The organism is Streptococcus sp. SK643 (genome assembly GCF_000259505.1).
In the GTDB taxonomy this organism is placed as follows: domain Bacteria; phylum Bacillota; class Bacilli; order Lactobacillales; family Streptococcaceae; genus Streptococcus.
The window spans coordinates 74,541-100,032 of record NZ_AJMM01000026.1; the positions used below are offsets into that span (position 1 = coordinate 74,541).

General features: G+C 41.1%; 23 protein-coding genes and 1 pseudogene. 5 read left to right on the top strand and 19 right to left on the bottom strand.

What is annotated here, in order from left to right; genetic code table 11:
* Nucleotides 1–43 precede the first annotated feature (43 nt).
* Both HMPREF1117_RS10000 and HMPREF1117_RS10005 read right to left on the bottom strand, forming a co-directional pair.
* On the bottom strand, nucleotides 44–481 hold the full coding sequence (locus HMPREF1117_RS10000; protein WP_001166801.1) for an Rrf2 family transcriptional regulator: 438 nt from the start codon (nucleotides 479–481) through the stop codon (nucleotides 44–46).
* Nucleotides 482–558: 77 nt separating this feature from the next.
* Nucleotides 559–1,392 (bottom strand): metallophosphoesterase family protein, encoded by an 834-nt coding sequence (locus tag HMPREF1117_RS10005; protein WP_000160964.1) that lies wholly within the window; start codon nucleotides 1,390–1,392, stop codon nucleotides 559–561.
* 111 nt (nucleotides 1,393–1,503) lie between these two features.
* On the opposite strand from HMPREF1117_RS10005, the gene HMPREF1117_RS10010 reads away from it, so the two are divergent.
* The 4 genes from HMPREF1117_RS10010 (at nucleotide 1,504) to HMPREF1117_RS12090 (ending at nucleotide 3,949) form a co-directional block, all read left to right on the top strand.
* Complete coding sequence (locus tag HMPREF1117_RS10010; protein ID WP_000188521.1) at nucleotides 1,504–2,154, top strand: metal-dependent transcriptional regulator; 651 nt, start codon at nucleotides 1,504–1,506, stop codon at nucleotides 2,152–2,154.
* A 120-nt stretch (nucleotides 2,155–2,274) separates the two neighbouring features.
* Nucleotides 2,275–2,985 carry a nicotinamide mononucleotide transporter gene (locus tag HMPREF1117_RS10020; protein WP_000749113.1) on the top strand — a complete coding sequence of 237 codons (711 nt, stop codon included), beginning with the start codon at nucleotides 2,275–2,277 and terminating at the stop codon, nucleotides 2,983–2,985.
* A gap of 119 nt (nucleotides 2,986–3,104) precedes the next feature.
* Nucleotides 3,105–3,518, top strand: coding sequence for a hypothetical protein (locus HMPREF1117_RS10025; RefSeq protein WP_000732791.1), 414 nt, complete (start codon nucleotides 3,105–3,107; stop codon nucleotides 3,516–3,518).
* Between the two features lie 71 nt (nucleotides 3,519–3,589).
* Entirely contained in the window at nucleotides 3,590–3,949 is a 360-nt protein-coding gene (locus tag HMPREF1117_RS12090) for a hypothetical protein (protein WP_081480299.1), read from the top strand.
* Nucleotides 3,950–3,987: 38 nt separating this feature from the next.
* On the opposite strand, the gene dtd is transcribed toward HMPREF1117_RS12090, so the two are convergent.
* From dtd to HMPREF1117_RS10100, 15 genes and pseudogenes are all read right to left on the bottom strand, one after another.
* Nucleotides 3,988–4,431, bottom strand: a complete 444-nt coding sequence (gene dtd, locus HMPREF1117_RS10030; protein ID WP_000691437.1) for a D-aminoacyl-tRNA deacylase — start codon at nucleotides 4,429–4,431, stop codon at nucleotides 3,988–3,990.
* 29 nt (nucleotides 4,432–4,460) lie between these two features.
* The gene (locus HMPREF1117_RS10035; protein ID WP_001123652.1) at nucleotides 4,461–6,683 is read right to left on the bottom strand and encodes a RelA/SpoT family protein; all 2,223 of its coding nucleotides are present in this window, start codon (nucleotides 6,681–6,683) and stop codon (nucleotides 4,461–4,463) included.
* 133 nt (nucleotides 6,684–6,816) lie between these two features.
* On the bottom strand, nucleotides 6,817–7,947 hold the full coding sequence (locus HMPREF1117_RS10040) for an ABC transporter ATP-binding protein (protein ID WP_000229948.1): 1,131 nt from the start codon (nucleotides 7,945–7,947) through the stop codon (nucleotides 6,817–6,819).
* A gap of 112 nt (nucleotides 7,948–8,059) precedes the next feature.
* Complete coding sequence (locus HMPREF1117_RS10045; protein ID WP_000968028.1) at nucleotides 8,060–8,929, bottom strand: helix-turn-helix domain-containing protein; 870 nt, start codon at nucleotides 8,927–8,929, stop codon at nucleotides 8,060–8,062.
* A 3-nt stretch (nucleotides 8,930–8,932) separates the two neighbouring features.
* Entirely contained in the window at nucleotides 8,933–9,319 is a 387-nt protein-coding gene (locus tag HMPREF1117_RS10050; RefSeq protein WP_000567927.1) for a Mini-ribonuclease 3, read from the bottom strand.
* Nucleotides 9,312–10,655: a cysteine--tRNA ligase gene (gene cysS / locus HMPREF1117_RS10055; RefSeq protein ID WP_000591107.1), complete on the bottom strand. Its 1,344-nt coding sequence runs from the start codon at nucleotides 10,653–10,655 to the stop codon at nucleotides 9,312–9,314. The genes HMPREF1117_RS10050 and cysS overlap by 8 nt, the downstream gene beginning before the upstream one ends.
* A 17-nt stretch (nucleotides 10,656–10,672) precedes the next feature.
* Nucleotides 10,673–11,194 (bottom strand): dihydrofolate reductase family protein, encoded by a 522-nt coding sequence (locus HMPREF1117_RS10060; protein ID WP_000301969.1) that lies wholly within the window; start codon nucleotides 11,192–11,194, stop codon nucleotides 10,673–10,675.
* Between the two features lie 516 nt (nucleotides 11,195–11,710).
* Nucleotides 11,711–12,328 carry a serine O-acetyltransferase gene (gene cysE / locus HMPREF1117_RS10065; RefSeq protein ID WP_000539975.1) on the bottom strand — a complete coding sequence of 206 codons (618 nt, stop codon included), beginning with the start codon at nucleotides 12,326–12,328 and terminating at the stop codon, nucleotides 11,711–11,713.
* Between the two features lie 15 nt (nucleotides 12,329–12,343).
* Nucleotides 12,344–14,557 (bottom strand): polyribonucleotide nucleotidyltransferase, encoded by a 2,214-nt coding sequence (pnp, locus tag HMPREF1117_RS10070; RefSeq protein WP_000166418.1) that lies wholly within the window; start codon nucleotides 14,555–14,557, stop codon nucleotides 12,344–12,346.
* A gap of 367 nt (nucleotides 14,558–14,924) precedes the next feature.
* Complete coding sequence (gene metF, locus HMPREF1117_RS10075) at nucleotides 14,925–15,791, bottom strand: methylenetetrahydrofolate reductase [NAD(P)H] (protein WP_000089969.1); 867 nt, start codon at nucleotides 15,789–15,791, stop codon at nucleotides 14,925–14,927.
* Between the two features lie 101 nt (nucleotides 15,792–15,892).
* Nucleotides 15,893–18,142 carry a 5-methyltetrahydropteroyltriglutamate--homocysteine S-methyltransferase gene (metE, locus tag HMPREF1117_RS10080; RefSeq protein ID WP_000108226.1) on the bottom strand — a complete coding sequence of 750 codons (2,250 nt, stop codon included), beginning with the start codon at nucleotides 18,140–18,142 and terminating at the stop codon, nucleotides 15,893–15,895.
* 244 nt (nucleotides 18,143–18,386) lie between these two features.
* Complete coding sequence (locus HMPREF1117_RS10085) at nucleotides 18,387–18,749, bottom strand: TIGR02328 family protein (RefSeq protein WP_001241797.1); 363 nt, start codon at nucleotides 18,747–18,749, stop codon at nucleotides 18,387–18,389.
* Nucleotides 18,733–19,137: a YbgA family protein gene (locus HMPREF1117_RS10090; protein ID WP_000527883.1), complete on the bottom strand. Its 405-nt coding sequence runs from the start codon at nucleotides 19,135–19,137 to the stop codon at nucleotides 18,733–18,735. The genes HMPREF1117_RS10085 and HMPREF1117_RS10090 overlap by 17 nt, the downstream gene beginning before the upstream one ends.
* 230 nt (nucleotides 19,138–19,367) lie before the next feature.
* Nucleotides 19,368–21,212, bottom strand: coding sequence for a P-loop NTPase fold protein (locus tag HMPREF1117_RS10095; protein ID WP_000342691.1), 1,845 nt, complete (start codon nucleotides 21,210–21,212; stop codon nucleotides 19,368–19,370).
* Between the two features lie 102 nt (nucleotides 21,213–21,314).
* A pseudogene (locus HMPREF1117_RS10100) lies at nucleotides 21,315–21,614 on the bottom strand (DUF6261 family protein); the annotation flags it as partial.
* A gap of 187 nt (nucleotides 21,615–21,801) precedes the next feature.
* Here HMPREF1117_RS10100 and HMPREF1117_RS10105 point away from each other — a divergent pair.
* On the top strand, nucleotides 21,802–22,419 hold the full coding sequence (locus HMPREF1117_RS10105) for a TVP38/TMEM64 family protein (RefSeq protein ID WP_000076180.1): 618 nt from the start codon (nucleotides 21,802–21,804) through the stop codon (nucleotides 22,417–22,419).
* 42 nt (nucleotides 22,420–22,461) lie between these two features.
* On the opposite strand, the gene scrK is transcribed toward HMPREF1117_RS10105, so the two are convergent.
* Both scrK and HMPREF1117_RS10115 read right to left on the bottom strand, forming a co-directional pair.
* Nucleotides 22,462–23,349 (bottom strand): fructokinase ScrK, encoded by an 888-nt coding sequence (gene scrK / locus HMPREF1117_RS10110; RefSeq protein WP_000164305.1) that lies wholly within the window; start codon nucleotides 23,347–23,349, stop codon nucleotides 22,462–22,464.
* Between the two features lie 159 nt (nucleotides 23,350–23,508).
* Nucleotides 23,509–25,392 (bottom strand): sucrose-specific PTS transporter subunit IIBC, encoded by a 1,884-nt coding sequence (locus HMPREF1117_RS10115; protein ID WP_001064573.1) that lies wholly within the window; start codon nucleotides 25,390–25,392, stop codon nucleotides 23,509–23,511.
* Between the last annotated feature and the right edge of the window lie 100 nt (nucleotides 25,393–25,492).

The following is a 25,492-nucleotide window of genomic DNA, read 5'->3' on the forward strand; positions in this document are numbered from 1 at the left end:
AGGTTTTTGCCTTTTTATAAGCTTTTTTGTTTTAAAGAAGAATTCAATCCTTCATTTGACTCTCTGCATCAGCCACGACTTGTTCTAGACTAGTCTGACTAAGTTCAGCCTCCATAGCCAGCTGAATTCTCTCCAATTTTTGATCCAAAACATCATGAATATGAGCTCCAACTGGGCAATTTGGATTTGGATTGTCATGAAAACTGAAGAGTTGACCAGTCTTTCCAAGACACTCAACCGCTTGATAAACATCCAACAGACTAATGTCTTTTAAATCTTTAACAATCTCTGTGCCTCCTGTTCCACGCGCTACTGAAATCAAATCAGCATTCTTCAACTGAGACAAAGTTTTTCTTATAATAACAGGATTTACTCCTACACTACTCGCTAAAAAATCACTGGTTACCTTGCTTTCTTTTCTCTTAAGAGCGATGATGATCAACATATGAGTTGCAATCGTAAATCGACTTGGTATTTGCATGTTCTTCTCCTTTTCATAAGATAAAATCTACCATTCCACTTCCATTATTATACCCTTTTTAGATGTAATCTCAATCGTTACTTCTCTAGCCAAGAATTAAGCTCCTTGTCATAGCCATATCTTTCCGCAAGTTGGGTCAGTAATTCTTGATTATGAGTATGGTGAATACCATTGACCAAACTTTCGTAGTAAACTTCAAAATAGGGAAGTTTCAAATCCTTTGCTAGCTGCAACTCTGCTTTCACATCATAATCCACACGACGGAAGTCCATATCAACCAAGCCCTGATTATCAAACTCTAAAATCATATATTGAGCCCGTAAATCTTTTCGTAACTGGGCATCTAAAAAGAAGGGTTGGCCAATTGACCCTGGATTTAGAATTAACTGACCTCCACTCCCATAACGAAGCAACTGCTGGTGAATATGCCCATACACAGCAATGTCACAGGAAGGATGCGTCACTAAGCGATCAAAATCCTCTTGTTTTCCAGTATGAATCAACTCTCTGCCCCAGTTTTTATCTGGAAGATGGTGCGTGATTCCCACCCTTAAATCCCCAAACTGACGATGAACTTGCATGGGTTGATTGTGGAGTTCTTCTATTTCTTCAGGACTAATTTCTTCTAAAATATACTGACTATGGCGCAAAAGATAACGATGGCTTGGTCTAGTAACATCTAATTCTTTACGAACACCATGCCACAAGCTATCTTCCCAATTTCCTAAAACCTTAGCAGTAATCGGTAATTCTGACAAAAGGTCTAGAATCTTTCTCCGACCTGTACCTGGCATGAGAATATCTCCCAAAAGCCAGTATTCATCCACTCCTAGCTGCTGGGCATCTGCCAAAACAGACTCCAATGCAGTGGTATTTCCATGAATATCAGAAAGAAGAGCAATTTTCGTCATATCCATCTCCTCGTTTTTTCTCTTGCAATAAGTATAACATAAAAAGTCACAGCTAGAGAAATCTAGCTTTTTTTGATATACTAGATAAAGATATTAGACAAGAGGAAACGAATGACCCCGAATAAAGAAGACTATCTAAAATGTATTTATGAAATTGGCATAGATTTGCATAAGATTACCAACAAGGAAATCGCTGCCCGCATGCAAGTTTCTCCACCTGCCGTAACAGAAATGATCAAACGAATGAAAAGTGAGAATCTTATCCTGAAAGACAAGGAACGCGGCTATCAATTAACCGAAATTGGACTCCAGTTGGTCTCTGAACTCTATCGCAAACACCGCTTGATTGAGGTCTTCCTAGTCCATCATTTAGACTATACGAGTGACCAGATTCACGAGGAAGCTGAGGTTTTGGAGCATACAGTGTCAGATCTATTTGTAGAGAGACTGGATAAATTACTAGGCTTCCCCAAAACCTGCCCACATGGAGGAACCATCCCAGCCAAGGGAGAACTCTTGGTTGAAATCAATAACCTGCCACTAGCTGACATCAAGGAAGCTGGCGCCTACCACCTGACTCGTGTGCACGATAGTTTTGACATTCTCAATTATTTGGATAAGCACTCACTTCACATCGGTGACCAGCTCCAAGTCAAACAGTTTGATGGTTTTAGTAATACCTTCACGATCCTCAGTAAAAACAAAGATTTACAAGTGAGCATGGAGATTGCTAAACAACTCTATGTTGAAAAAATTAACTAATTTCTCAAGTACCCCAACCACCCCTGAAAATTTTATTTTCAGGGGTTTATTTCTATCATTTGATTTTACTTTCATTTAGTTGTATAATATTTTTTAAAAAAAAGAAAGATATTTTAATATATGAAAAAATCACTAAAAATTTTTGCGACATCTAAATGGTTTGACCTCTTCGGGGTTGCTTTGGTCGTTGGGATTGCGATTGCATCTGGTTACCTCAACTCCCGTCTCGACAAATTCGTAGACTGGGGCCCATGGACAGCTCTTGTTCCCTTTGGATTAATTTCCGTAACCAACGTTGGGATTTCCATGTTGTCCACTCGTTTCACAGGAAAATTAAGCAAATGGGGAAATTACTTTGGTATTGTTAATACCATTTTGTCCGGTGCTATTGATTATATCCTTGGAAATAAGGCGGCTATTATCACCTATCCCGTCACCTTCCTCATTTATACCTTTGCTATTAAGAAATGGGAAGCTTCGCAAGAAGGCAGACCCAACCAAATGAGCCAAAAACAGGTAAAATTGGCAGCCATCATCATTTCAATCATCGCCTTCCTCTTTGCCTTTGTGACAAACTATATCGGCTATGGAGGAAAGATGAATCTCCTTGCCTACGTGACAACTATTGCCTTTGCACTGTCCCTCATTGCCAATGCTTTTAACGCATTGAAATTAACAACTCAGTGGGGCTTTTGGTTGATTTACAATTTCGTTCAGCTGACAAAAGCTGGTATTCAAGGAAATTTTGCCAATATCGGTAAATACATATTTTATATCCTCAATGCAATCGGAGCTTTATTTGTCTGGAATGATGAAGAGGTGGAACAATAAGAGGGAAATCAAATAAAGAAATCTAACAGAATCTCCTTACTAAAATTTTTTATCAGTTTACTTGTACCTTCCATTCTTTTGGAGTAGAATGAAGCTAGATAAAAGAGGGAGGTCATCTTATGAAAAAACTCTTTAGAATCCATTTTGTAGCAATTGCAGTTATCGATTTGCTACTATTTGCATTTTTTAGCAAAAGACCCGAGACATCTTTGGAGTGGCTCTTGCTCTCTGGTTTTATTTTCCTCCTTACTCAAGGACTTCTGTTATTTCGCTTGGTTGTCCGATTCAAACATCAATTCTCTGAGATTTATCCTCAAATCAATAAAAAGATTCGCTTCTACTATTTGGGGGTTCTCTCCATTGATTTTCTATTTTTAGTCCTTTTATCCTTCGTTAGTTCTCATCGTTTTTCATCTCTTATGCCAATCATCACTGCTTGCCATTCTACTTTTTATTATAGGACAACTGACTACCTAAGAGAAAACTATCCAGACTTTTACGACAAACACATCACTTTATGGGACTGCCTATAAGGAAAAGGAGGTTTTAGCATGAAAAAATCATCTTCATCAAAACCATTCAACTCCTTGTCATTGATGGAATCATGCTGGCATTTTTGACATTTAAAGAGGGACTTACTTGGGATTGGATTTTAATTTATAGCGGTTGGCTCATTTTCTTTCATCCTGTGCTATTGACCTATCTTTCAAACCAACTTTGTGACCACTTTAGTCAACTCTATTCCCAGATTAGACCAAGATTCTGGCGATTTGCCTTACAAATCCTCCTATGGGATAGCCTGATCATTCTCTCCCTGATATGTTTGAGTGGTGTGCCACTTTTCCTTCAGGTAACTCTCCTCATCCTAGGCCACCTCATCCCTTCCTATCGCATGAGTAAAATACTGAAACAAGGCTTCCCAAAAGCCTATCAGAAATCGATTTCATTTTGGAGTATTTTGTAATAGAGGAGAAAAACCAAGCCGGCTAGGCTTGGTTTTTCTTATCTATTTTTAGTATCTAAGATAATGGTGACTGGTCCGTCATTGACCAGCTCAACCTGCATATCCGCTCCAAAGATCCCTGTCTGAACAGGCACTTCTTGCGCTAATTTTTGATTGAAAGCGTCATAGAAGTCTGATGCCATATCAGGCTTGGCTGCACCTATAAAGGCTGGACGATTTCCTTTCTTAGTATCCGCAAAGAGGGTAAACTGAGAAATAGAGAGGATTTCTCCTTCAATATCTTTGACAGACAGGTTCATCTTGCCTTCTGCATCTGAAAAAATACGCATGTTGACCAGTTTTCTCACAGCATAGTTCAAATCTTCCTCTTGGTCTTCTGGTCCAACACCAACCAGCAATAAGAGCCCCTGATTGATTTTTCCCTGAATCTGACCTTCGATACTCACTTGAGCTTTTGTAACCCGTTGGATAATGATTTTCATAATAGCCTTTCTAGTAAGAACTCAGACAATTAGCCGTTGGTCCGTTTGACAGAGTAAACTTCTGGTACACTCTTAATCTTGTCCACGACCGTGGTCAATGTAGAGAGGTTGGCAATGCCGAAAGACACATGGATATTAGCAAACTTCATATCCTTGGTTGGTTGGGCATTGACCGTTGAAATATTCTTGGTTGTGTTTGAAAGAACTTGCAGTACATCATTCAACAGTCCTGTACGGTTGAGGCCGTAAATATCGATATGGGCCATATACTCCTTATTTGAGCTAGAGTACTGGTCTTCCCACTCTACATCGAGAAGGCGTTGCTCATAGTTTTCTTGAGAGCGAAGATTCATACAGTCCACACGGTGAATAGCCACACCACGCCCCTTGGTAATGTAGCCAACAATATCGTCACCAGGAACAGGATTACAACACTTGGCAATTCGCACTAGGAGACCTGAGGCACCTTCAATGACCACACCACCCTCATGCTTAACCTTGAGGGTTTCTTTGTTTTCAACCTTGACTTCGCCACCTTTGACAAGTTCTTCTGCCTCAGCCTTGGCCTTGGCACGTTCTTCTTCACGACGTTCCTTTTCAGTCAAACGGTTAAAGACGGTAATAGCACCGATTTCGCCAAAACCAATGGCCGCAAAGAGGGATTCTTCTGTCTTGTAGCTGGTCTTTTGCAGAACTTGGTCCATATGACGCTTGTCCATGAATTTATTGGCCACATAGCCGTTTTCTTGGAACTGTGCCATCAGCATCTCACGACCCTTGTTGACAGACAATTCCTTATCTTGGTTTTTAAAGAACTGGCGAATCTTGTTACGTGCCTTGCTAGTTTTGACCATATTGAGCCAATCACGACTCGGTCCAAAGGAATTTGGATTGGTGACAATTTCGACCTGATCCCCTGTCTTGAGCTTGGTTGTCAATGGAACCATACGGCCATTGACCTTGGCACCAGTTGCTTTTTCACCAACCTTGGTATGGATTTCATAGGCAAAGTCAATCGGCCCTGAATCCTTTGGAAGGGAACGAACAGCACCGTCTGGGGTAAAGACGTAAATCTCCTCAGCCAGGTAATTTTCTTTAACAGAATCCACAAATTCCTTAGCATCATCTGCCTGGTCTTGGAGCTCCATCATTTCCTTAATCCAGTTCATTCCAATCGCCGATTCCTTGCTATTAACCTGACCTTTGATGCCTTTTTTATAGGCCCAGTGAGCCGCAACCCCGTACTCAGCTACCTCGTGCATTTCCTTGGTCCGAATCTGGAACTCAATCGGTCCTTTTGGTCCATAAACTGTTGTATGGATAGATTGATACCCATTAGCCTTACGATTAGCGATATAGTCCTTAAAACGACCTGGCATGGGTTTCCAAAGCTCATGAACATAGCCAAGCATCGCATAAACATCACTCTGGGTATCCAAAATACAACGAATAGCAATCAGATCATAAATTTCCTCAAAACGTTTTTTCTTATCCTGCATTTTACGGAAAATTGAGTAGATATGCTTTGGCCGACCGTAGATCTTACCGGTCAAATGACGCTCAGATGTGTAGTCCTCTAATTTGGTAACCACTTCATCCACCAAGGCTTCACGCTCTCTACGTTTTTCCTTCATCATATGGGTGATTTTGTAAAACTCTGTTGGATTGAGATAACGGAAAGATAGATCTTCTAATTCCCATTTGACACTCGAAATTCCCAAACGGTGGGCTAGTGGAGCATAAATTTCCATTGTTTCTTTTGAAATACGCTCCTGCTTATCTTTTCGAAGATGTTTGAGAGTCCGCATATTGTGAAGGCGGTCAGATAGCTTGACCAAGATAACACGAATATCTTCTGACATGGCCATGAGCATCTTACGATGGTTTTCAGCTAATTGCTCCTCCAAAGACTTGTATTCAACCTTACCGAGTTTCGTCACTCCGTCAACAATAACACGGACATCATGACCAAATACACGTTCAAGGTCATCCAATGAAGCATCCGTATCTTCAACGACATCATGCAAAAAACCACAAGCAACCGTTACGGCATCGAGCTTAAGTTTAGCCAAAATTCCAGCTACCTGAATAGGATGAATAATGTAGGGTTCACCAGATTTCCGATACTGGCCACTGTGGCATTCAACCGCATAGACCAAAGCCTTATGGACAAAAGCCACATCTTCTTCCGATAAATATTTCTGTGTTAAAGCGACAACTTCATCGCCTCTTAAATTTTCTTCTTTTGGCATGTGTACTCTCCAATTCTTCCTACCATTTTATCACTTTTTTACTAATAAGAAAACTAGAAAAGCCCAATCTTACTCTTGTAAAAGTATAAAAAACACTGTCATTTTACTGACAGTGTTTGACATCTTTAAAATCTTAGTAAACTGTTCTTTCAGTTTCTACATCGAAGAAGTGTGCTTTGTTCAAGTCAAATCCAAGTTCAACTGTTGCACCTGTTTGCAAGTAGTCACGAGCATCAACTTTAGCAACAAATTCATCTTTACCAACTTGGCAGTATAGGTGAGATTCTGAACCAAGCAATTCTGACACAGAGATAGTCGCTTTTACAACTGATTCTGGGAATGTTTCAAGGAAAGCAGGTTCTGCATTCACGTCTTCTGGACGGATACCGAAAATCAATTCTTTACCTTCATAGCCTTTTTCACGAAGAACTTTCAAAGCACCTTCTGGAACTTTCAAGCGGAATCCGTCAGAAACAATTTCGCTACCAACCAATTTCACGTTGATGAAGTTCATAGCTGGACTTCCAATGAATCCTGCAACGAATTTGTTAACTGGGTTTTTATATACTTCTTGAGGAGAACCGATTTGTTCTACACGTCCGATAGTACCAGTACCAGCAGGGTTCTTAGTAGCAGACATGATAACGATACGGTCTGCAAGTGTCATTGCTTCTGTTTGGTCGTGAGTTACGTAGATAGTTGTAGCTCCGATACGACGGTGGATTTTCGCGATTTCAGCACGCATTGATACACGAAGTTTTGCATCCAAGTTTGACAAAGGTTCGTCCATCAAGAATACTTTTGCATCACGGACAATCGCACGCCCCATGGCAACACGTTGACGTTGACCACCTGAAAGGTCAGCAGGTTTACGTTCCAAGAATTCTTTCAATCCAAGGATTTCAGCTGCTTCTTGCACACGTTTGTCGATGTCTTCCTTGCTGTATTTACGCAATTTCAAACCGAAAGCCATGTTATCGTATACAGTCATGTGTGGGTAAAGAGCGTAGTTTTGGAATACCATGGCAATGTCACGGTCTTTTGGAGCTACGTCGTTGACAACCACGCCATCGATAGATGCAGTACCTTCTGTGATATCTTCAAGACCAGCAATCATACGAAGAGTTGTTGATTTACCACATCCTGAAGGACCTACGAAAACGATAAATTCTTTGTCTTTGATGTCCAAGTTGAAGTCTTCAACTGAGTAGTGTTCGCTGTTTGGATATTTTTTGTAAATATTTTTAAGATTCAATTCTACCATGAGGTGAACTCCTTTTGTCTTTTGATAGTTTTATTATAGATGAAAACGCTTTATTTTTCTATGGCAAGGTGACCAAAAAAATAAAAAAGTTCTGTGCAACTTGCACAAAACTTTAAAGAATGTCTGATAAGATCAATTGGTAGCAGAGAGTTAGATCTGTCAAATCCTTCAACTGAAGCCCTGTCAATTCTTCCCATTTATCAATCTTGTATTGGAGAGAATTGCGATGGAGAAAAAGCTGTTGGGCTGTTTTGGTTAAGACTGCACTATTTTCCCAAAGAGAGAGAATGATTTCCTGAATCTGATCTTGATCCAAGATCATCTGATACAGGCATTCTTTGATTGCCTTCAAGTCCACGAGTCTTTCTCCCATACTCCAAAGATAGAGCTGAGAAAAAGTATGAACACCTTGGTGACCCTGACGCCACCAAGTCTTAAACAAATCTCGCTCTGCTTTAATCAAGTCTGATAGGGCTTGATGGCCTGTCTGAGACCAAACCTGACCCAACATGATAGAGAGACGAAGTCCAAAATCATACTCTAATGCTTCCATCGTATCACTTAAAATCCTTCTTACAGAAGTATACTTATCCTGCAATAAGACAAAGATATATTCCTGGGCTCCCACTTGAAGCACAGTCTGACAATTTGGAAAGAGGGTTCGCATCATTTCTAGCCAAGAGGATAGATTTTCCTGTTGAAAATAGGATAAATGACAATAGACCAACTGAATCTTTTTAAAAACTTGGGGCGCTTGTCGCTTTCCTTCAACTAAATAAGCATACCAAGGATTGGATGAAATTGCTTCTTCCTCTTGAGTCAAAAGGGAAATCAACTGCTTTTCACGCTCACTGAGCCCATCTTCCTCCAGCAAAATCCACTGCTGAGAAGCTAAAGGGAGAGTAAGATAGCCCTCTTTCTCTACTGGTTGGTCTGAAATCTGAGCTTCAGGAAACCACTCTTGTAGTTCTTTTGCCATCATGTCCTAGCCCTCCACTTTTTGAATGCACCACGAAATCAAGCTCTCAAGACGCTCTAGATTCTCAGTCATATGGAGATAGCCCATCACGGCTTCAAAACCTGTGGACATACGGTAAGTCACCACATCGGCATTTTTGGCTTTTGTATGGCTGTTGGTATTGCGGCCTCGCTTGTAAATCTCTTCTTCTTTTTCTGTTAAGACCTGCTCCTCCAACATAAGGGAAATCAGGCGAGCCTGAGCCTTGGCTGACACATACTTGGTCGCTTCTTGGTGGAGTTTATTGGGCTTGGTCATACCTTTTAAAATGAGGTGACGACGTATATACATAGAATACACCGCATCCCCTTCAAAAGCTAACGCAATCCCGTTAATGAGATTGACATCAATCACGAGTCCACCTCACTCCATCCTTGGTGTCAAGAAGCTTAATTCCTTGAGCAGCTAATTGGTCACGGATTTGGTCCGCTGTCGCAAAGTCACGATTGGCACGCGCTTCTTGGCGTTTTTGGATTAAGGCTTCAATCTCAGCGTCCAAAACTTCCTCAACAAAGACAATCCCAAAGACTTCCAACATATCTGCAAGAGCTTGCTTGACACTTGTATCATAGTTGCCAGAATTGATCCATTTGGCCATTTCAAAGACCACTGTGATACCGTTAGCAGCGTTAAAATCTTCATCCATAGCCGCTACAAACTTATCTTTAAATGCTTGTAACTCTTGAGTATCTATAGTTCCAATAAACGGTTGCTCGTAAGTATTTTTAAGATACTTGAGATTGGTCTCCGCATCACGCACTGCTTTTTCCGTAAAGTTGATTGGTTTTCTATAATGCTGAGTCGCGAAGAAGAAACGAAGCACTTGTCCATCAAGAGTTTTAAGGGCATCGTGCACTGTGATAAAGTTGCCCAAGGACTTGGACATCTTGACATTATCGATATTGACAAAGCCATTGTGCATCCAGTAGTTGGCAAAGGTCTGACCTGTTTTGGCTTCTGACTGGGCAATTTCATTGGTATGATGAGGAAACTCGAGATCGGCTCCACCACCGTGGATATCAATGGTATCACCCAAAATTTCTGTCGACATGACTGAACACTCAATATGCCAACCCGGACGACCAGGTCCCCAAGGACTATCCCAAGAAATCTCGCCTGGTTTGGCAGCTTTCCAGAGGGCAAAGTCTACAGGATTTTCCTTACGAGCCGTTTCTTCATCGGTACGGCCTGAAGCACCCAGCTCCAAATCTTCCAAGGTTTTATTAGCCAACTTGGCATAGTTGTGGGATTTTTCCACACGGAAGTAAACATCCCCTTGACTCTCGTAAGCAAAGCCTTTTTCAATTAAGTCTTCCACAAAGCGGATGATGTCAGCCATAAATTCCACTACACGCGGATGGCGGGTCGCAGGTTTGACACCCAAGGCCGTCACATCCTCACGAAAGGCAGCGATGTACTTGTCCGCAACCTCCTGAGGTGTGATACCCTCTTCCTTGGCACGGTTGATAATCTTATCATCCACATCCGTAAAATTGGAAATATAGGCAACCTCATACCCACGGTACTCAAAATAACGACGAATGGTATCAAAAGCCACTGTTGAGCGGGCATTCCCCACGTGGATATAGTTGTACACGGTTGGCCCACAAACATACATCTTGACTTTGCCGTCCTCGATTGGCACAAATTCTCGCAAATCACGAGACATGGTGTCGTAAATTTTAATCATGCGGTCCACTCCCTTCTCTATTTCTGATTTTTTCGGCTGAAAACCAGCTCTGCAAAAGGACCAAATTGTCTGAGGCTATCCAGTTGGTAAAAGCGCTGCCCTTCCTCTTGGGTAAAGAGGGGAACCCCCTTTCCTAGGATAAGGGGCTCTATCTGAATAATGATGTGGTCGAAAAGATCCGCATCCAAGAGCGGTCCTACTAAGGAATTACCACCAATCACAAAGACATTTTTGCCTTTGTCAATCTGGTGAACAAAGTCCACCACATCCCCAGCTACTGGCTGGTAATTGCTGACAGGCAGGTGCCTATCATGCGTAAAGACATAGTTTTCCGTAGCTTGATAAAAACTTTCTACATCTTGCAAATCTTGGATTTCCTCAAAGGTCCGCTTGCCCATGATGGTGATATCCATTTGCCTGTAAAAGTCATCATAGCCTGTATTCTCTACAGAACCAAGCTGATGCAGCCAGTCTATCCTGTGCTGGCTGTCTGCCAAGTAGCCATCCAAGGTGATACAGCCGTAAAAATATACTGCCATTCTTGTAGTTTCCTTTCTAGTTCTGCTTCGCCTTCACTTAGCAGGATAGACCCAGATGATTATACCTAAGCTAATCAAAGTATTCAGCAAAATCCTTGCTGGACAAGAAAAATAAACCAGACAACAGCAATTCCAATCTGCAGCAGAACGGTTCATTCTTAAACATTCAAGCGCCTCTCCTGTATACTTCCGGCTCAAATGGTAAAGGTAGGCAAAGAGCAGGACCAGAAAGAGTAGGATCAGAAGACCGAAAATCAGATTTCCTGTACGAAACAAACTGAAAACAGAAACAAGACTTCCTGCCAAATAGAACGCAAAATACTTATTGTCCTTGAAAAAACCTTTCTTTCAAAGTTCCTCAGTTATCGTACAAAAGCAGTATAGCTAAGCTTGTCCTTCCAAGAATTTATAATTTTGAAAAATAGTAACTTGCTTCTCGCTGCTCCTCAATTGTCCTAATTTGGACTTCATTCTCTTGGCTTAACTTGTTTCTTGCTTGAATCATATAGCCATCCTCTACAACCCAGACGATCTGTGACTGGCTTCTTTAGCCTGCTCAAGTTTATTAACGTAGTACTCTCGTCTTTCTTCAACTTCATGAATCGTTGGCTCATCCTTCTGTCCATGAACTCGGACGATCTTAGCAGGAATTCCAACCACTGTCACATCACTTGGAACATCTGCAACAACTACTGCTGCTGCACCGACTTTGGCATTTTCACCGATTTCAACGGGTCCAATGACTTGGGCATGAGCGGATATAAGCGCTCCTTTGCGAACGGTAGGATGGCGTTTGCCACAGTCTTTCCCTGTTCCCCCAAGAGTCACTCCATGATAAAGGAGAACACCTTTTTCAACAATCGCTGTCTCCCCAATCACCAAACCAGAGCCATGGTCGATAAAGACCCCTGAATCGATCTGGGCACCTGGATGAATCTCAATCTGAGTCCAAAAGCGCCAAAACTGACTGTGCATACGAGCCAGGAGTTTGAAGCCATGCTTCCATAGAAAATGCGAGAGACGGTGGGCCGCCAAGGCCTTGACACCTGGATAAGTCAGCAAAACCTCCAAAGTGGTGCGGGCCGCTGGATCATTTTCTTTTACGATATCAATGGTTTCGCGCCACCATCCCATACATTTCTCCTTTTCTTATTCTAAATCTTTTGGTGTTTCTGTAAATTCTTTCTTAGGTTTGTGATCCTTGTGATGACGTGGGCGATGAGGACGCTCTGATTTTTCACCTTTTTCATCACGTTCAGGTTTTGGTGGACGAGGAAGAAGGGCTTTCATAGAAGCATCCACACGTCCTTTTTCATCAATTTTGATAACCTTAACATCAACTTCATCCCCGATTGCTACCAAGTCTTCGACATTATTGGTACGCGTCCATGCCATCTCAGAGATATGAACAAGAGCATCTGTCTTGTCAAAGAGGTTGACAAAGGCACCAAATTTCTCGATACGAACGACTTTAGCACGGTAAACTTCATCCACTTTAGCTTCACGCACCAAACCAGCAATAATTTCTTTAGCACGGTTAATGGCATCTTGGTCGCTAGAGTAGATAGATACATTTCCTTCTTCGTCAATATCAATCTTAACGCCTGTTTCAGCGATAATCTTGTCGATGGTTTCTCCACCCTTACCGATGACAATCTTAATCTTGTCCACATCAATCTTGATGGTATCAATTTTCGGAGCAGTTGGAGCCAATTCTGGACGAACTTCTGGAATGGTTGCTTCAATCACATCAAGAATTTCAAAACGGGCTTTCTTGGCTTGGGCAAGAGCCTCAGTCAAGATTTCTGCAGTAATCCCTTGAATCTTGATATCCATTTGTAGGGCTGTAATCCCGTCACGAGTTCCTGCAACCTTGAAGTCCATGTCTCCAAAGTGGTCTTCCAAACCTTGGATATCTGTCAAGACTGTATAGTTGTTTCCATCTGAGATGAGACCCATGGCAATCCCTGCTACTGGCGCCTTGATTGGCACACCACCAGCCATAAGGGCAAGCGTTCCCGCACAGATAGAGGCTTGAGAAGAAGAACCATTTGATTCTAAAACTTCTGCTACCAAACGGATAGCGTATGGGAATTCCTCCAAGCTTGGCAAGACTTGAGCAAGGGCACGTTCACCAAGAGCCCCGTGACCAATTTCACGACGACCTGGCGCACCGTAACGACCAGTTTCCCCTACAGAATATTGAGGGAAGTTATAGTGGTGCATAAAGCGTTTCTTGTACTCTGGATCCAAACCATCGATGATTTGAGTTTCCCCCATCGGAGCCAAGGTCAAGACTGAAAGGGCCTGAGTTTGACCACGAGTGAAGAGACCAGAACCGTGTACACGAGGAAGGAAGTCAACAACCGCATCCAAAGGACGGATTTCATCGACCTTACGACCATCAGGGCGAACCTTGTCTTCTGTAATCAAACGACGCACTTCAGCGTGTTCCATTTGTTCCAAGATTTCAGCAACATCACGCATAATACGGTCAAATTCTTCATGATCTGCATATTTTTCTTCGTAAACAGCAGTTACTTGATCCTTAACTGCTTGTGTTGCAGCTTCACGAGCCAATTTTTCTTCTACTTGAACCGCTTTTTGGAGGTCGCTGTTGTAGGCTGCGATGATTTCAGCTTGCAAGTCAGCGTCCACATGAAGCAATTCTACTTCAGCCTTTTCCTTACCGACTGCTACAACGATTTCTTCTTGGAAGGCAATCAATTCTTTGACTGCTTCGTGCCCTTTAAGAAGGGCTTCCAACATGATTTCTTCTGACAATTCTTTAGCACCAGACTCTACCATGTTGATGGCGTGTTTAGTACCAGCTACTGTCAATTCAAGGAAAGATTGCTCTGCTTGTTCTTGACTTGGGTTGATGATGATTTGGCCATCTACATAGCCCACCTGTACCCCAGCGATTGGTCCGTCAAATGGAATATCTGAAATGGAAAGTGCCAAGGATGAACCAAACATAGCAGCCATTGGTGCAGATGCATTTTCATCATAAGAAAGCACGGTGTTGATGACTTGTACTTCATTACGGAATCCTTCCGCAAACATAGGACGGATTGGACGGTCAATCAAACGCGCTGTCAAAGTCGCATCCGTTGAAGGACGTCCTTCACGTTTCATAAAGCCACCAGGAAACTTCCCAGCTGCATACATTTTTTCTTCGTAGTTGACTTGAAGAGGGAAGAAATCTCCAGTTGCCATTTTCTTAGACATCACGGCAGCAGTCAAGACGGTTGACTCACCGTAACGTACAACAACAGAGCCATTTGCCTGCTTAGCAACCTGACCAGTCTCTACAATTAACTCACGACCCGCAAAAGTCGTTTGAAACACTTGTTTTGTCATTTTTAACCCCTTTGGATTGATAATATTATACGTCTTGCCTACAAAAATCAGGATACAAAGGGCGTGAAGAATCCCGTATGAAAATAGGAGATTGACGCAGTGTGCGATGCACACTAGGAAATCTATCTATTTCACTAGGGATTTAGCCCGTGTTCAACTATTTAGGTACTTTGAAAAGTTTAAAAATATTATTCTTTAGTATTTTTCCTTTTTATAGCAGATTTGAATAGTTAAAAATCTGTTTATACCCTCATCTTTGTATCAAGTACGTACAGAGTCTATTTTATCATATTTTTCTTAAAAAGTGCGGTCTTTACCATTAAAAAGGAACCATTCCCCTCACCTGAGAAGAATGGTTTACTTTTTATTATCCTAGAGACTGATGATTAAACAAGGCATGGGTTGCTTGGTGGATGTATTTTGCTGTTTCTGCATTGTTCATGGTGTAGAGATGCACACCTGCAACATCCTGAGTTACCAAGTCCACGATTTGGTCCACTGCATAGGCAAGTCCTGCTGCTCTGAGCGACTCAGGGTCATGCTCATACTTGTCTAAGATAGCTTTAAATTTGCGTGGAAGATGGATATTCTCACAAGTCTTCAAGAGGCGGAGAGCCTGATTTCGATTCAGAATTGGCATAATCCCTGCATGAATAGGAACATCAATCCCAGCCAAGATACACTTATCTTGAAAATCATAGAAGCGCTCATTGTCAAAGAAAAGCTGAGTCACGAGGCTCGAACAACCTGCATCTACTTTCTTCTTAAGATTTTGAATATCTGAAATCTGATTTGGTGAATCTGGATGCCCTTCTGGATAGCAAGCGCCAACAATATCAAAGTGAGGGGCTTGTTCCTTGATGAACTCGATCAAGTCAGTTGCGTAGTGGAAATCCTTTTGTGGTTCCACATCAGGGATAATATCCCCACGAAGAGCCAAGATTTTCTGCACCCCAACCTTGTCCAAATCAGAAATGGTTTCAGCAACCTTGTCCTTAGTTAAATAGATAGCTGGCAAGTGAGCAATAGTCGGAATCGCCAAGTCATTTTGGATAAAGTCAGCCAAACGAACCGTCGTTTCCTTGATATTAAATTTATTATTGCTGGCAGTCACACTGATAAAGTGGGGAGCCAACTCCTGCATATCTTGAAGAGCAGAAATAATGTTATCATTACCCACGGCTGGGTTTGGAGGGAACACTTCAAATGAGAGTGACGGTGTTTGGCGTGACATAGTCCTTATCCTTTTCTAGTTGATTTTTAGTTAGCTGGACTCTTAGAATCCAAGTGAAACAGGCAGATTGTCCAAACAGTGCTTCTAGAGAAATCCTTATCTTACAATTTCTCACGCGCAGCTTTCGCTGCTTCCACAAGGCGGATCAAGCTTTCTTTTGTTTCTGGAATACCACGTGTTTTCAAACCACAGTCAGGGTTGATCCAAACTTTCTTGCTTGGCACTTTAGCAAGGATAGCTTCGATTGTATGGTCGATTTCGCCTTCATTTGGCACACGAGGTGAGTGGATATCGTAAACCCCTGGTCCCACTTCTGTTTGGAAGTTTTTCGCTTTGAGTTCGTCCAAGATTTCAAGGTTTGAACGGCTAGCTTCAAAGGAAATAACATCTGCATCCATGTTATCGATAGCTGGGATGATATCTGTAAATTCTGAGTAACACATGTGAGTGTGGATTTGTGTATCTGGCGCTACTGTTGAGTGTACCAAACGGAAGGCAGGAATTGCCCAGTCAAGGTAATCTTCGTACCAGTCACTACGACGGAGTGGCAATTTCTCACGAAGAGCAGCCTCATCGATTTGGATGATTTTCACACCAGCAGCTTCAAGGTCAAGTACTTCATCCTTGATGGCAAGGGCGATTTGAAGAGTAGAATCCTTGATAGAGATGTCTTCACGAGGGAATGACCAGTTGAGGATGGTAACAGGTCCAGTCAACATACCTTTAACAGGTTTGTTTGTACGGCTTTGTGCATAGCTAGACCATTTAACAGTGATAGGGTTAAGACGAGTTACATCACCCCAAATGATTGGTGGTTTCACCCCACGCATACCGTATGATTGTACCCAACCATTTTTAGAGAAGAGGTAACCTGACAAGTTTTGACCGAAGTACTCAACCATGTCATTACGCTCAAATTCACCGTGAACAAGGACATCAAAGTCGATATCTTCTTGCCATTTGATCCATTCATCAATAGTTTCAGCAAGAAAAGCGTCGTACTCTTCTTGAGACAATTCACCTTTACGGTAAGCCAAACGTTTAGCACGAACTTCTTTAGTTTGAGGGAATGAACCGATAGTTGTTGTTGGAAGAGCTGGAAGTTTGAAAGCTTCTTCTTGGATAGCTTCACGTTCTGCAAAGGCTGGCAAACGAGTGTAGTCTGCATCAGTCAAACCAGCGATACGCGCACGAAGTTCCGCATTTTCACCAACACGCTCAGTCGCAAAGAGTTCTTTGTTAGCTGCAAGTGCTTCTTCACCTTGACCATTGCGGATAGCATCCAAATCACGAATCTCATCCAATTTTTCAACTGCAAAAGCAAAGTGGTTCAAGATAGCTGGTTCAAATTCTTCATTAGCAGTTGTAAATGGCACATGAAGAAGTGAGCATGAGCTAGTCAAAACGATGTTTTCAGCTGGAATTTGCTCAAGAATAGCTAAGCTCTTTTCATAGTTGTTGCGCCAGATGTTTTTACCATTGACAATACCTGCATAAAGAGTCTTGTCAGCTGGGAAACCACCTTTAACGAGTTCAAGAGTTTTCTTACCTTCAACGAAGTCAAGACCGATAGCATCTACTGGCAAGTTTACAAGGTCAGCATAAACGTCACGAACATCTCCGAAGTAAGTTTGAAGCAAGACTTCAAGACCTTTCTTATCAGCCAAAAGTTTGTTGTAGAGGTTCAAGAAGAGAGCTTTTTCTTCAGCTGTCAAGTCTTTTACAAGAGCCGCTTCATCCAATTGGATGCGAGTCGCACCAAGTTCAGCCAATTTTGCAAAAACTTCTTGGTAAGCAGCAGCTAAGCTGTCTACGAAGTCTTCTGCTTTTACACCTTCTTCAAAATCTGACAATTGAAGGAAAGTGAATGGACCTACAAGAACTGGGCGAGTATTCAATCCAAGTTCTTTTGCTTCTTGGAACTCATCGAAAATCTTGTGACCTGCAAGTTTGACTTGAGTGTCTTTTTCAAATTTAGGAACGATGTAGTGGTAGTTAGTGTTGAACCATTTCTTCATTGGAAGGGCGCGAACGTCCCCTTTTTCTCCTTGGTAACCACGACCCAAAGCGAAGTAGCGCTCAAGGTCAGACAAGTCCAAGTTTTGAACGGAAGCAGGTACCACGTTGAAAAGGAAAGCTGCATCTAGGAAGTTGTCATAGTGAGAAAAGTCATTTGATGGGATTTCAGTGATGCCTTTTTCTTTGACGATGTTCCAGTGTTTAGCACGCAAGTCTTTTGCTGCTGCCAAGAGTTCTTCTTCTGAGATTTCTTTTCTAAAGTATTTTTCAGTTGTAAATTTTAATTCGCGGAATTCTCCCAAACGAGGGAAACCGATGATTGTAGTTGACATGATGTGTCCTCCAAAATTTGTTGTTGAAACTATCTTAACAGAAAAGAAAGCGTCTGTATAATTGTAAAAAATTAGGCTTTGATATAGTTTGAAACTATATCTCTGTTTTAAACAAAAGAAAAAGACCTGAGATAAATGCCTCAAATCCTTTGTGTAGCTTGTTTTATAGCTTTATTTCAGTTAGACGGTTCAAATGCGTTATTAGTAATTCTTATAAGTGACTATGAATTGTTATTAGAAAAGACTATAGGTTGATTCCCTTCTCTCGGAGATTGTCCAGGCACTCCTTATAGTAAGCATCGTCATATTCGCTGTAAATAGGACTAGTCAACTTTTCCTCTGATAAGCCTTGATAAGGAAGACAGGTCTTACCACGGTAATTCTTGTCCATCCACTCTGGACTGACATTATAGCCACGGTCAGCCATTTCCTCCATGATCAAACGATGATAGGCATAGAGACGATAGGGCGAGTGGGTAAAGACATAGTCCACCGTCGCATGCTTTCTGCCCCAGCCATTGCCACGTAGGGCGCAACACTCTCGATGTTGCCCCAAGAGTTGAGGACGAGGAAGCTGTGAAATCAACGCCTCATGCCAAAGTCTCATGGGAATCTCCTTTCAGTAACGTTGAATGTTGCAAATAGGTATTTGGATAGCGTTCAAGCAAATCTCGGGTTTTAGCAATCACATCTTCCTTGGAAACCTGACCAAAGCGGTAGCGATCAAGCAAGAGCATATAGTCCTTGCGCTCAGCATCTGTCGCTTTCTTTTTGAAATAACCCCAAATATGCTGAAAAGCATTGCAAACCTGACCCCTGTGTTCTGGAATCTTACAGGCACGGTCAATCATCTCCTGAACATGAGTCACTTCCACCTCTTCATTCTTGAGATACTGACGAATCTCATTGTAAATATTGCTAGAATGACTCAAGACTAGGTATTTGTTTTGAGCCCAGAGTTGCTGACAAAGGGCACGTTGGTTGTTATTTCCCATACTTCTCCTTACTTTCTATCCGTTTCCAGGAAATATGGAAACAAAGTTGTATTTTAATCTCTTTCAAAAAATGTATTATTATTTTTATTTTATCATATTTCAAGAAAAACCACTCGAACTAAGGAGGACGAGTGGGAGCGAAATTTAACACGAAAAAAAGGTTCAAGCATGAAGGATATTACTAAAAGGAGAACATACTAACCAATTATCCTTTAAAACTCATAGATTGCCTACCAGTATTCCCTATCTATTTTTTCCTCGAATGTAAATCCTTTAGCTTCCAATTGCTCAAGTTGCGGCTGAATCTTTTCAATGATAGACCTATTCTTTTTCATTTTATCTTGATTTTCACCCATCATAAGAAAATATTTTTTATTTCTAGGAACAACATCAAAACAGTAGTAACCCAATCCATTTGAAAGAATTCCTTGAAATTCCCAAAATACTAAGAACTCTCTGCCTCCAAACTGCTCCATGGCATCCCAGATACTTCTATCCCAACTTTCAAATTCATTAAATTTTTCAATTGAACTAAGATAGGTCAAGAGAAAGAAATCTTTTCGTCTTAGCTTAGCGAAATTTTCATTATTAATTTCTAAGTTTGAATAGTGACGTCCCAAATCATAGAAGGTCAGTACTCTATGTTTTTCCATAAAATAAAGAATCTCAGATTGGTCTAAACCTTCTTTTCTCAGAATACTTTCCCAGAAATTCACAATCCTACCTATTATTTCCTTACTTAAAGGACTATTCCTCTCATATCGGGGAATTTCTTCATTTAACTTTTCTCCGACAATATAGTCCATTGCAGGGCTATTATAAGATTTCAGAGATTCCTGTATAGTCATACGTAGTAGTTTAGCTTTCTGATTTTCAGAAAAAGATTTATATTCACTTGAAAGATATTGATAAAAATCTGTGTTGTAATTTGCCTCTTTTAACTCTCTTGATAACTCATCACCACTTATTTCAAGTAATGTATCAAATTCCTCTTTTGTACGATTTAGAGATTCTTCATAGAGGAAATAGGCTAATCTATTCTTCTTATAGCTCGGTGGATATTGGTTAAAATCTGACTGCTGAATATCGCACAATATTTCTTGTATGCTTCGCCCAAACTTGAACATCCCTGTAAAACTAGTTTTTTCATCATCCTTAGCTTTTATTTCTTCATTCTTTAATAGTTTTTGGTATAATTCAGGATAAAAAAGATACGCATAGATAATCCAAAGTTGCTGTTCCTCTTGGACATGTCCCAACTTACCCCTTGAAAAAAATTCTTGATTAACATAATCATTAAAATGATTGCGATCTCGCAAGTTTCTGTTTTCAAAGCTAAACCTTCTCCAAAAATCATCTGACAAGCTCATATTGAGTTTCTTACTTAACAACTCAAAATAATCTTGCCAAATATTTGATGGGTGAAGAACAAATGGTAGTTCTATCCGTCTATCAATAATTTTTGAAAGGAAATTATTGTCGTTAAGATGCACTTTCTCAATATCTCCAACAAAAATAATTGGAAGTTTGCCATTAAGCAAACTAAAAACTTTATAACTCTCCTCTTGTTGGTTGTTAGACATTCGATCAAAATCATCAATAACTAGAACGTTTCGAGTTAATGAAAAATACTTAAATGTTAGCAAATAACTGTAAAATCCATCAGATTTGATTTTGAAAAATTGATATATTGCTACTAGTAAGACAATACTACCAACTATTAATTTAACACCAAAAAATTCAAAAAAAGAACTTAAACCCAAATCAACTACATTTGTTATTAGAATTGATAATGCTACACATAAAACTATGAAAAATCTTAAAAATCTATATTTCCACGGATGCAATTTTGAAAAAATGATTTCAATCGTTGAGCGATGATCGGTCAATCTCCAAAAATCGATTATTACTAATTTTTTATGTGTGTTATTATTAATCTCAGATAGAAATTCTGTTTTTCCTGAACCCCAGTTTCCACTTAGAAAATAGGTTTTATTTTCCTCTAGCAATTTAGCAATATTCTTAGCGGCAACTGAGGTATCAATATGCCCTAATGTAATAAATCTATCATCCATAGTATTTCTTCCAAAAATAAATTATATCCCCTTATACTTTTATAAAATTATACCACGAAACCACAAAAATTCCCTTAGAAATCCGCTTCTAAGGGGTTGTCCTTAGCCTGCTATTTGGGCTGGTTCTGCTGGTTTGATCTTTTTATCTTTCTTGCTACTAGTGATGAGGCGGCGCTTGTTATCTCGGATGCTATTGAGTTCCTTGAGGAGTTGAGTCAGGTGTTACTTTTCAGGATAGGCTTCTGCACTGGCTGCGGTATAGCGCATATAAAGATCATAGATAGTTGAAAGTTCGGTACGGAGTTGTCTAGTCTTGCCAACTTCCTTGGCAGACTTAGAAGCACGCGCCTTACTTTCCACTTGGTCATATTCCTCTTGAGAATTGACCACCACCGTCAACAGTAGAATGCTTTTAAATTTATGGAATTACGATTGTTCTAAACCTAAAATACATGTAAACTTTAGGAAATAGACCTATTCTAAATCTCGAAGGTCTGTATTCCCATCTATTTTTCATTAAAAAGACTCATTCCCCCTTTCTCATCCAAAATATGGTATAGTAGAATTATACTATCCACGAGGAGTTCACATGTCACAGGATAAACAAATGAAAGCTGTATCTCCCCTTCTACAGCGGATTATCAATATTTCATCGATTGCTGGAGGAATTGGGACTCTGATTTTTTTAGTCTGGGCCTATCAAGCTGGGATACTGCATTCCAAAGAAACCCTATCTGACTTTATCCAGCAAGCAGGCATCTGGGGACCACCTCTCTTTATCTTCTTACAGATTTTACAGACGGTCGTCCCTATTATTCCTGGGGCCTTGACCTCGGTGGCAGGTGTCTTTATCTACGGTCACATCATTGGCACCATCTACAACTATATCGGCATCGTGATTGGATGTGCCATTATCTTTTATCTGGTGCGTCTCTACGGAGCTGCCTTTGTCCAGTCTGTCGTCAGCAAGCGCACCTATGACAAGTATATCGGTTGGTTGGATAAGGGCAATCGTTTTGACCGTTTCTTTATTTTTATGATGATTTGGCCCATTAGTCCAGCTGACTTTCTCTGTATGCTAGCTGCCCTGACCAAGATGAGCTTCAAGCGCTATATGACCATCATCATTCTGACTAAGCCCTTTACCCTCGTGGTTTATACCTACGGTCTGACCTATATTATCGACTTCTTCTGGCAAATGCTTTGACATGTAAAAAATCCGTTTGGTTTCCCAAGCGGATTTTGTGTTTTATTTTGAAACTTCTTTTGCAAGAACAAAGTTTCCAAGAGTAGCAGAACCATTTCCTGCTACTGCTGGCGTCACGATGTAGTCACGCACATCAGGTACTGGTAGGTAACCATTGAGAAGAGCTGTAAATTTCTCACGGACACGGTCCAGCATATGTTGTTGAGCCATGACCCCTCCACCAAAGACAATCACGTCTGGTCGGAAAGTCACTGTCGCATTAACCGCAGCTTGAGCGATATAGTAGGCTTGAACATCCCAAACAGGGTTGTTGAGTTCAATGTTTTCCCCACGAACACCTGTACGAGCTTCCAAACTTGGACCAGCTGCATAGCCTTCCAAACATCCCTTATGGAAAGGACAAACACCCTTAAACTCTTTTTCAATATCCATTGGGTGTCTAGCCACATAGTAATGGCCCATCTCAGGGTGACCGGCACCACCGATAAACTCACCACGTTGGATGACACCTGCACCGATACCTGTACCGATTGTGTAGTAAACCAAGTTTTCGATACGGCCACCAGCATTGTTACGGGCAACCACTTCACCATAAGCAGAGCTGTTTACGTCAGTTGTGAAGTACATTGGCACGTTGAGGGCGCGACGAAGGGCACCAAGCAAGTCCACATTTGCCCAGTTTGGTTTTGGAGTCGTTGTGATAAAGCCATAAGTTTTTGAGTTTTTATCAATATCAATCGGACCAAATGAACCAACTGCAAGACCAGCAAGGTTGTCGAATTTTGAGAAGAACTCAATGGTTTTATCGATTGTTTCGATTGGAGTTGTTGTTGGAAATTGTGTTTTTTCGACAACGTTAAAGTTTTCATCACCGACAGCACAGACAAACTTTGTCCCGCCCGCTTCCAAGCTTCCGTATAATTTTGTCATGATAAACCTCTTATTTTTTTATTGTTTCTATTTTCTTTATTATAGCATATTTTAAATATCTAAATTTCTCTATTTTTTAGATTTTCCTCTGTAAATCTTACCATTCAAGCAAAAACGAACAAACATTTCATTTGTTCGTTTTCACATTAGAGAGATTGATTATATTGTCACTTCGATCACAGCATCCCCCTTCGCAACTGAACCTGTTGCGACTGGAGCTACTGAAGCGTAGTCAGCTGTGTTTGTAACGATAACCATTGTTGTATCATCAAGTCCAGCTGCAGCGATTTTGTTTGAGTCAAATGTTCCAAGAACATCGCCCGCTTTAACCTTATCACCTTGAGCAACTTTTGCTTCAAAACCGTCACCGTTCATAGACACAGTGTCAATACCAACGTGGATCAAAACTTCAGCACCATCAGCTGTTTTCAAACCAAAAGCGTGTCCTGTTGGAAATGCGATTGAAACTTCAGCATCAGCTGGTGCGTAGACCACACCTTGGCTAGGTTTCACAGCGATACCTTGTCCCATAGCTCCACTTGAGAAGACTGGGTCATTGACATCAGCAAGAGCGACAACATCACCAACGATAGGAGTAACAAGTGTTTCATTTTGAAGAGCAACAACATTTCCAGTAACTGCTTCTTCAACGAAGCGTTCTGTAGTAGTTCCTTCAGCAACCTCTACTTCATCTTCGTAACCAAACATGTAAGTAAGAGCAAAACCAAGGGCAAATGATACAGCTACCATAAGAAGGTATTGGGCAAGTTGTCCATTACCGGCATAAAGCATTGTACCAGGGATGATAGTGATACCACTACCAGTACCAGCAAGTCCAAGGATTGAAGCCAATCCACCACCGATTGCACCAGCAATCAATGAAAGGAAGAATGGTTTACGGAAGCGCAAGTTTACCCCGAAGATAGCAGGCTCTGTAATACCTAGGAAAGCAGAAAGAGCAGCTGGGAAAGCAAGTGTTTTCAGTTTTGGATTTTTCGTTTTAACACCAACCGCAACAGTCGCAGCACCTTGAGCTGTCATAGCCGCAGTGATGATAGCGTTGAATGGGTTAGCATGATCAGCAGCAAGCAATTGCACTTCAAGCAAGTTGAAGATGTGGTGTACACCTGACACGACAATCAATTGGTGAACTCCACCAATCAAGAAACCACCAAGACCAAGTGGCAAGCCAAGGATTGCTTTTGTACCGACAAGAATAAAGTTTTCAACTACGTGGAAAACTGGTCCGATGACAAAGAGTCCAAGGATAGACATGACCAAAAGTGTCACGAATGGTGTTACCAAGAGGTCAATGACATCTGGAACAACCTTGCGGACAGCTTTTTCAAATTTAGCTCCGACAACCCCGATGATGAAGGCTGGAAGAACGGAACCTTGCAAACCAACAACAGGGATGAAACCAAAGAAGTTCATAGCTGTTACTTCACCACCTGAAGCAACCGCCCAAGCGTTTGGAAGTGAGCCAGAAACAAGCATCATACCAAGAACGATACCAACGGCAGGATTTCCACCGAATACACGGAAGGTTGACCACACAACCAAACCTGGCAAGATGATGAAGGCTGTATCTGTCAAGATTTGTGTGTAAGTTGCAAAGTCACCTGGAAGTGGCATTTCAAGAGCGTTGAAAAGACCACGCACACCCATGAAGAGACCAGTCGCTACAATAACTGGGATGATTGGAACGAAAACATCACCGAAAGTACGGATCGCACGTTGGAACCAGTTCCCTTGTTTCGCAGCTTCTGCTTTCATGTCATCTTTTGATGATGTTGGCAAGCCAAGTGCAACAACCTCATCGTACATCTTGTTAACTGTACCTGTACCAAAGATGATTTGGTATTGACCTGAGTTAAAGAAAGCACCTTGAACTTTTTCCAAGTTCTCAATCACTTCTTTATTGATTTTTCCTTCATCTTTGACCATGACACGAAGACGAGTCGCACAGTGAGCTACACTGTTGACATTTTCACGTCCGCCCAAGGCATCGATGACTTTTTTTGCAATTTCCTGATTGTTCATTTGCAAAAATCTCCTTATATAAAATTTTGTTCTTGTTTGAAAGCGATTTTATTCGCCCTACGACTTTTATTTTATCATGTTTCAAAAATATGTCAAGCGT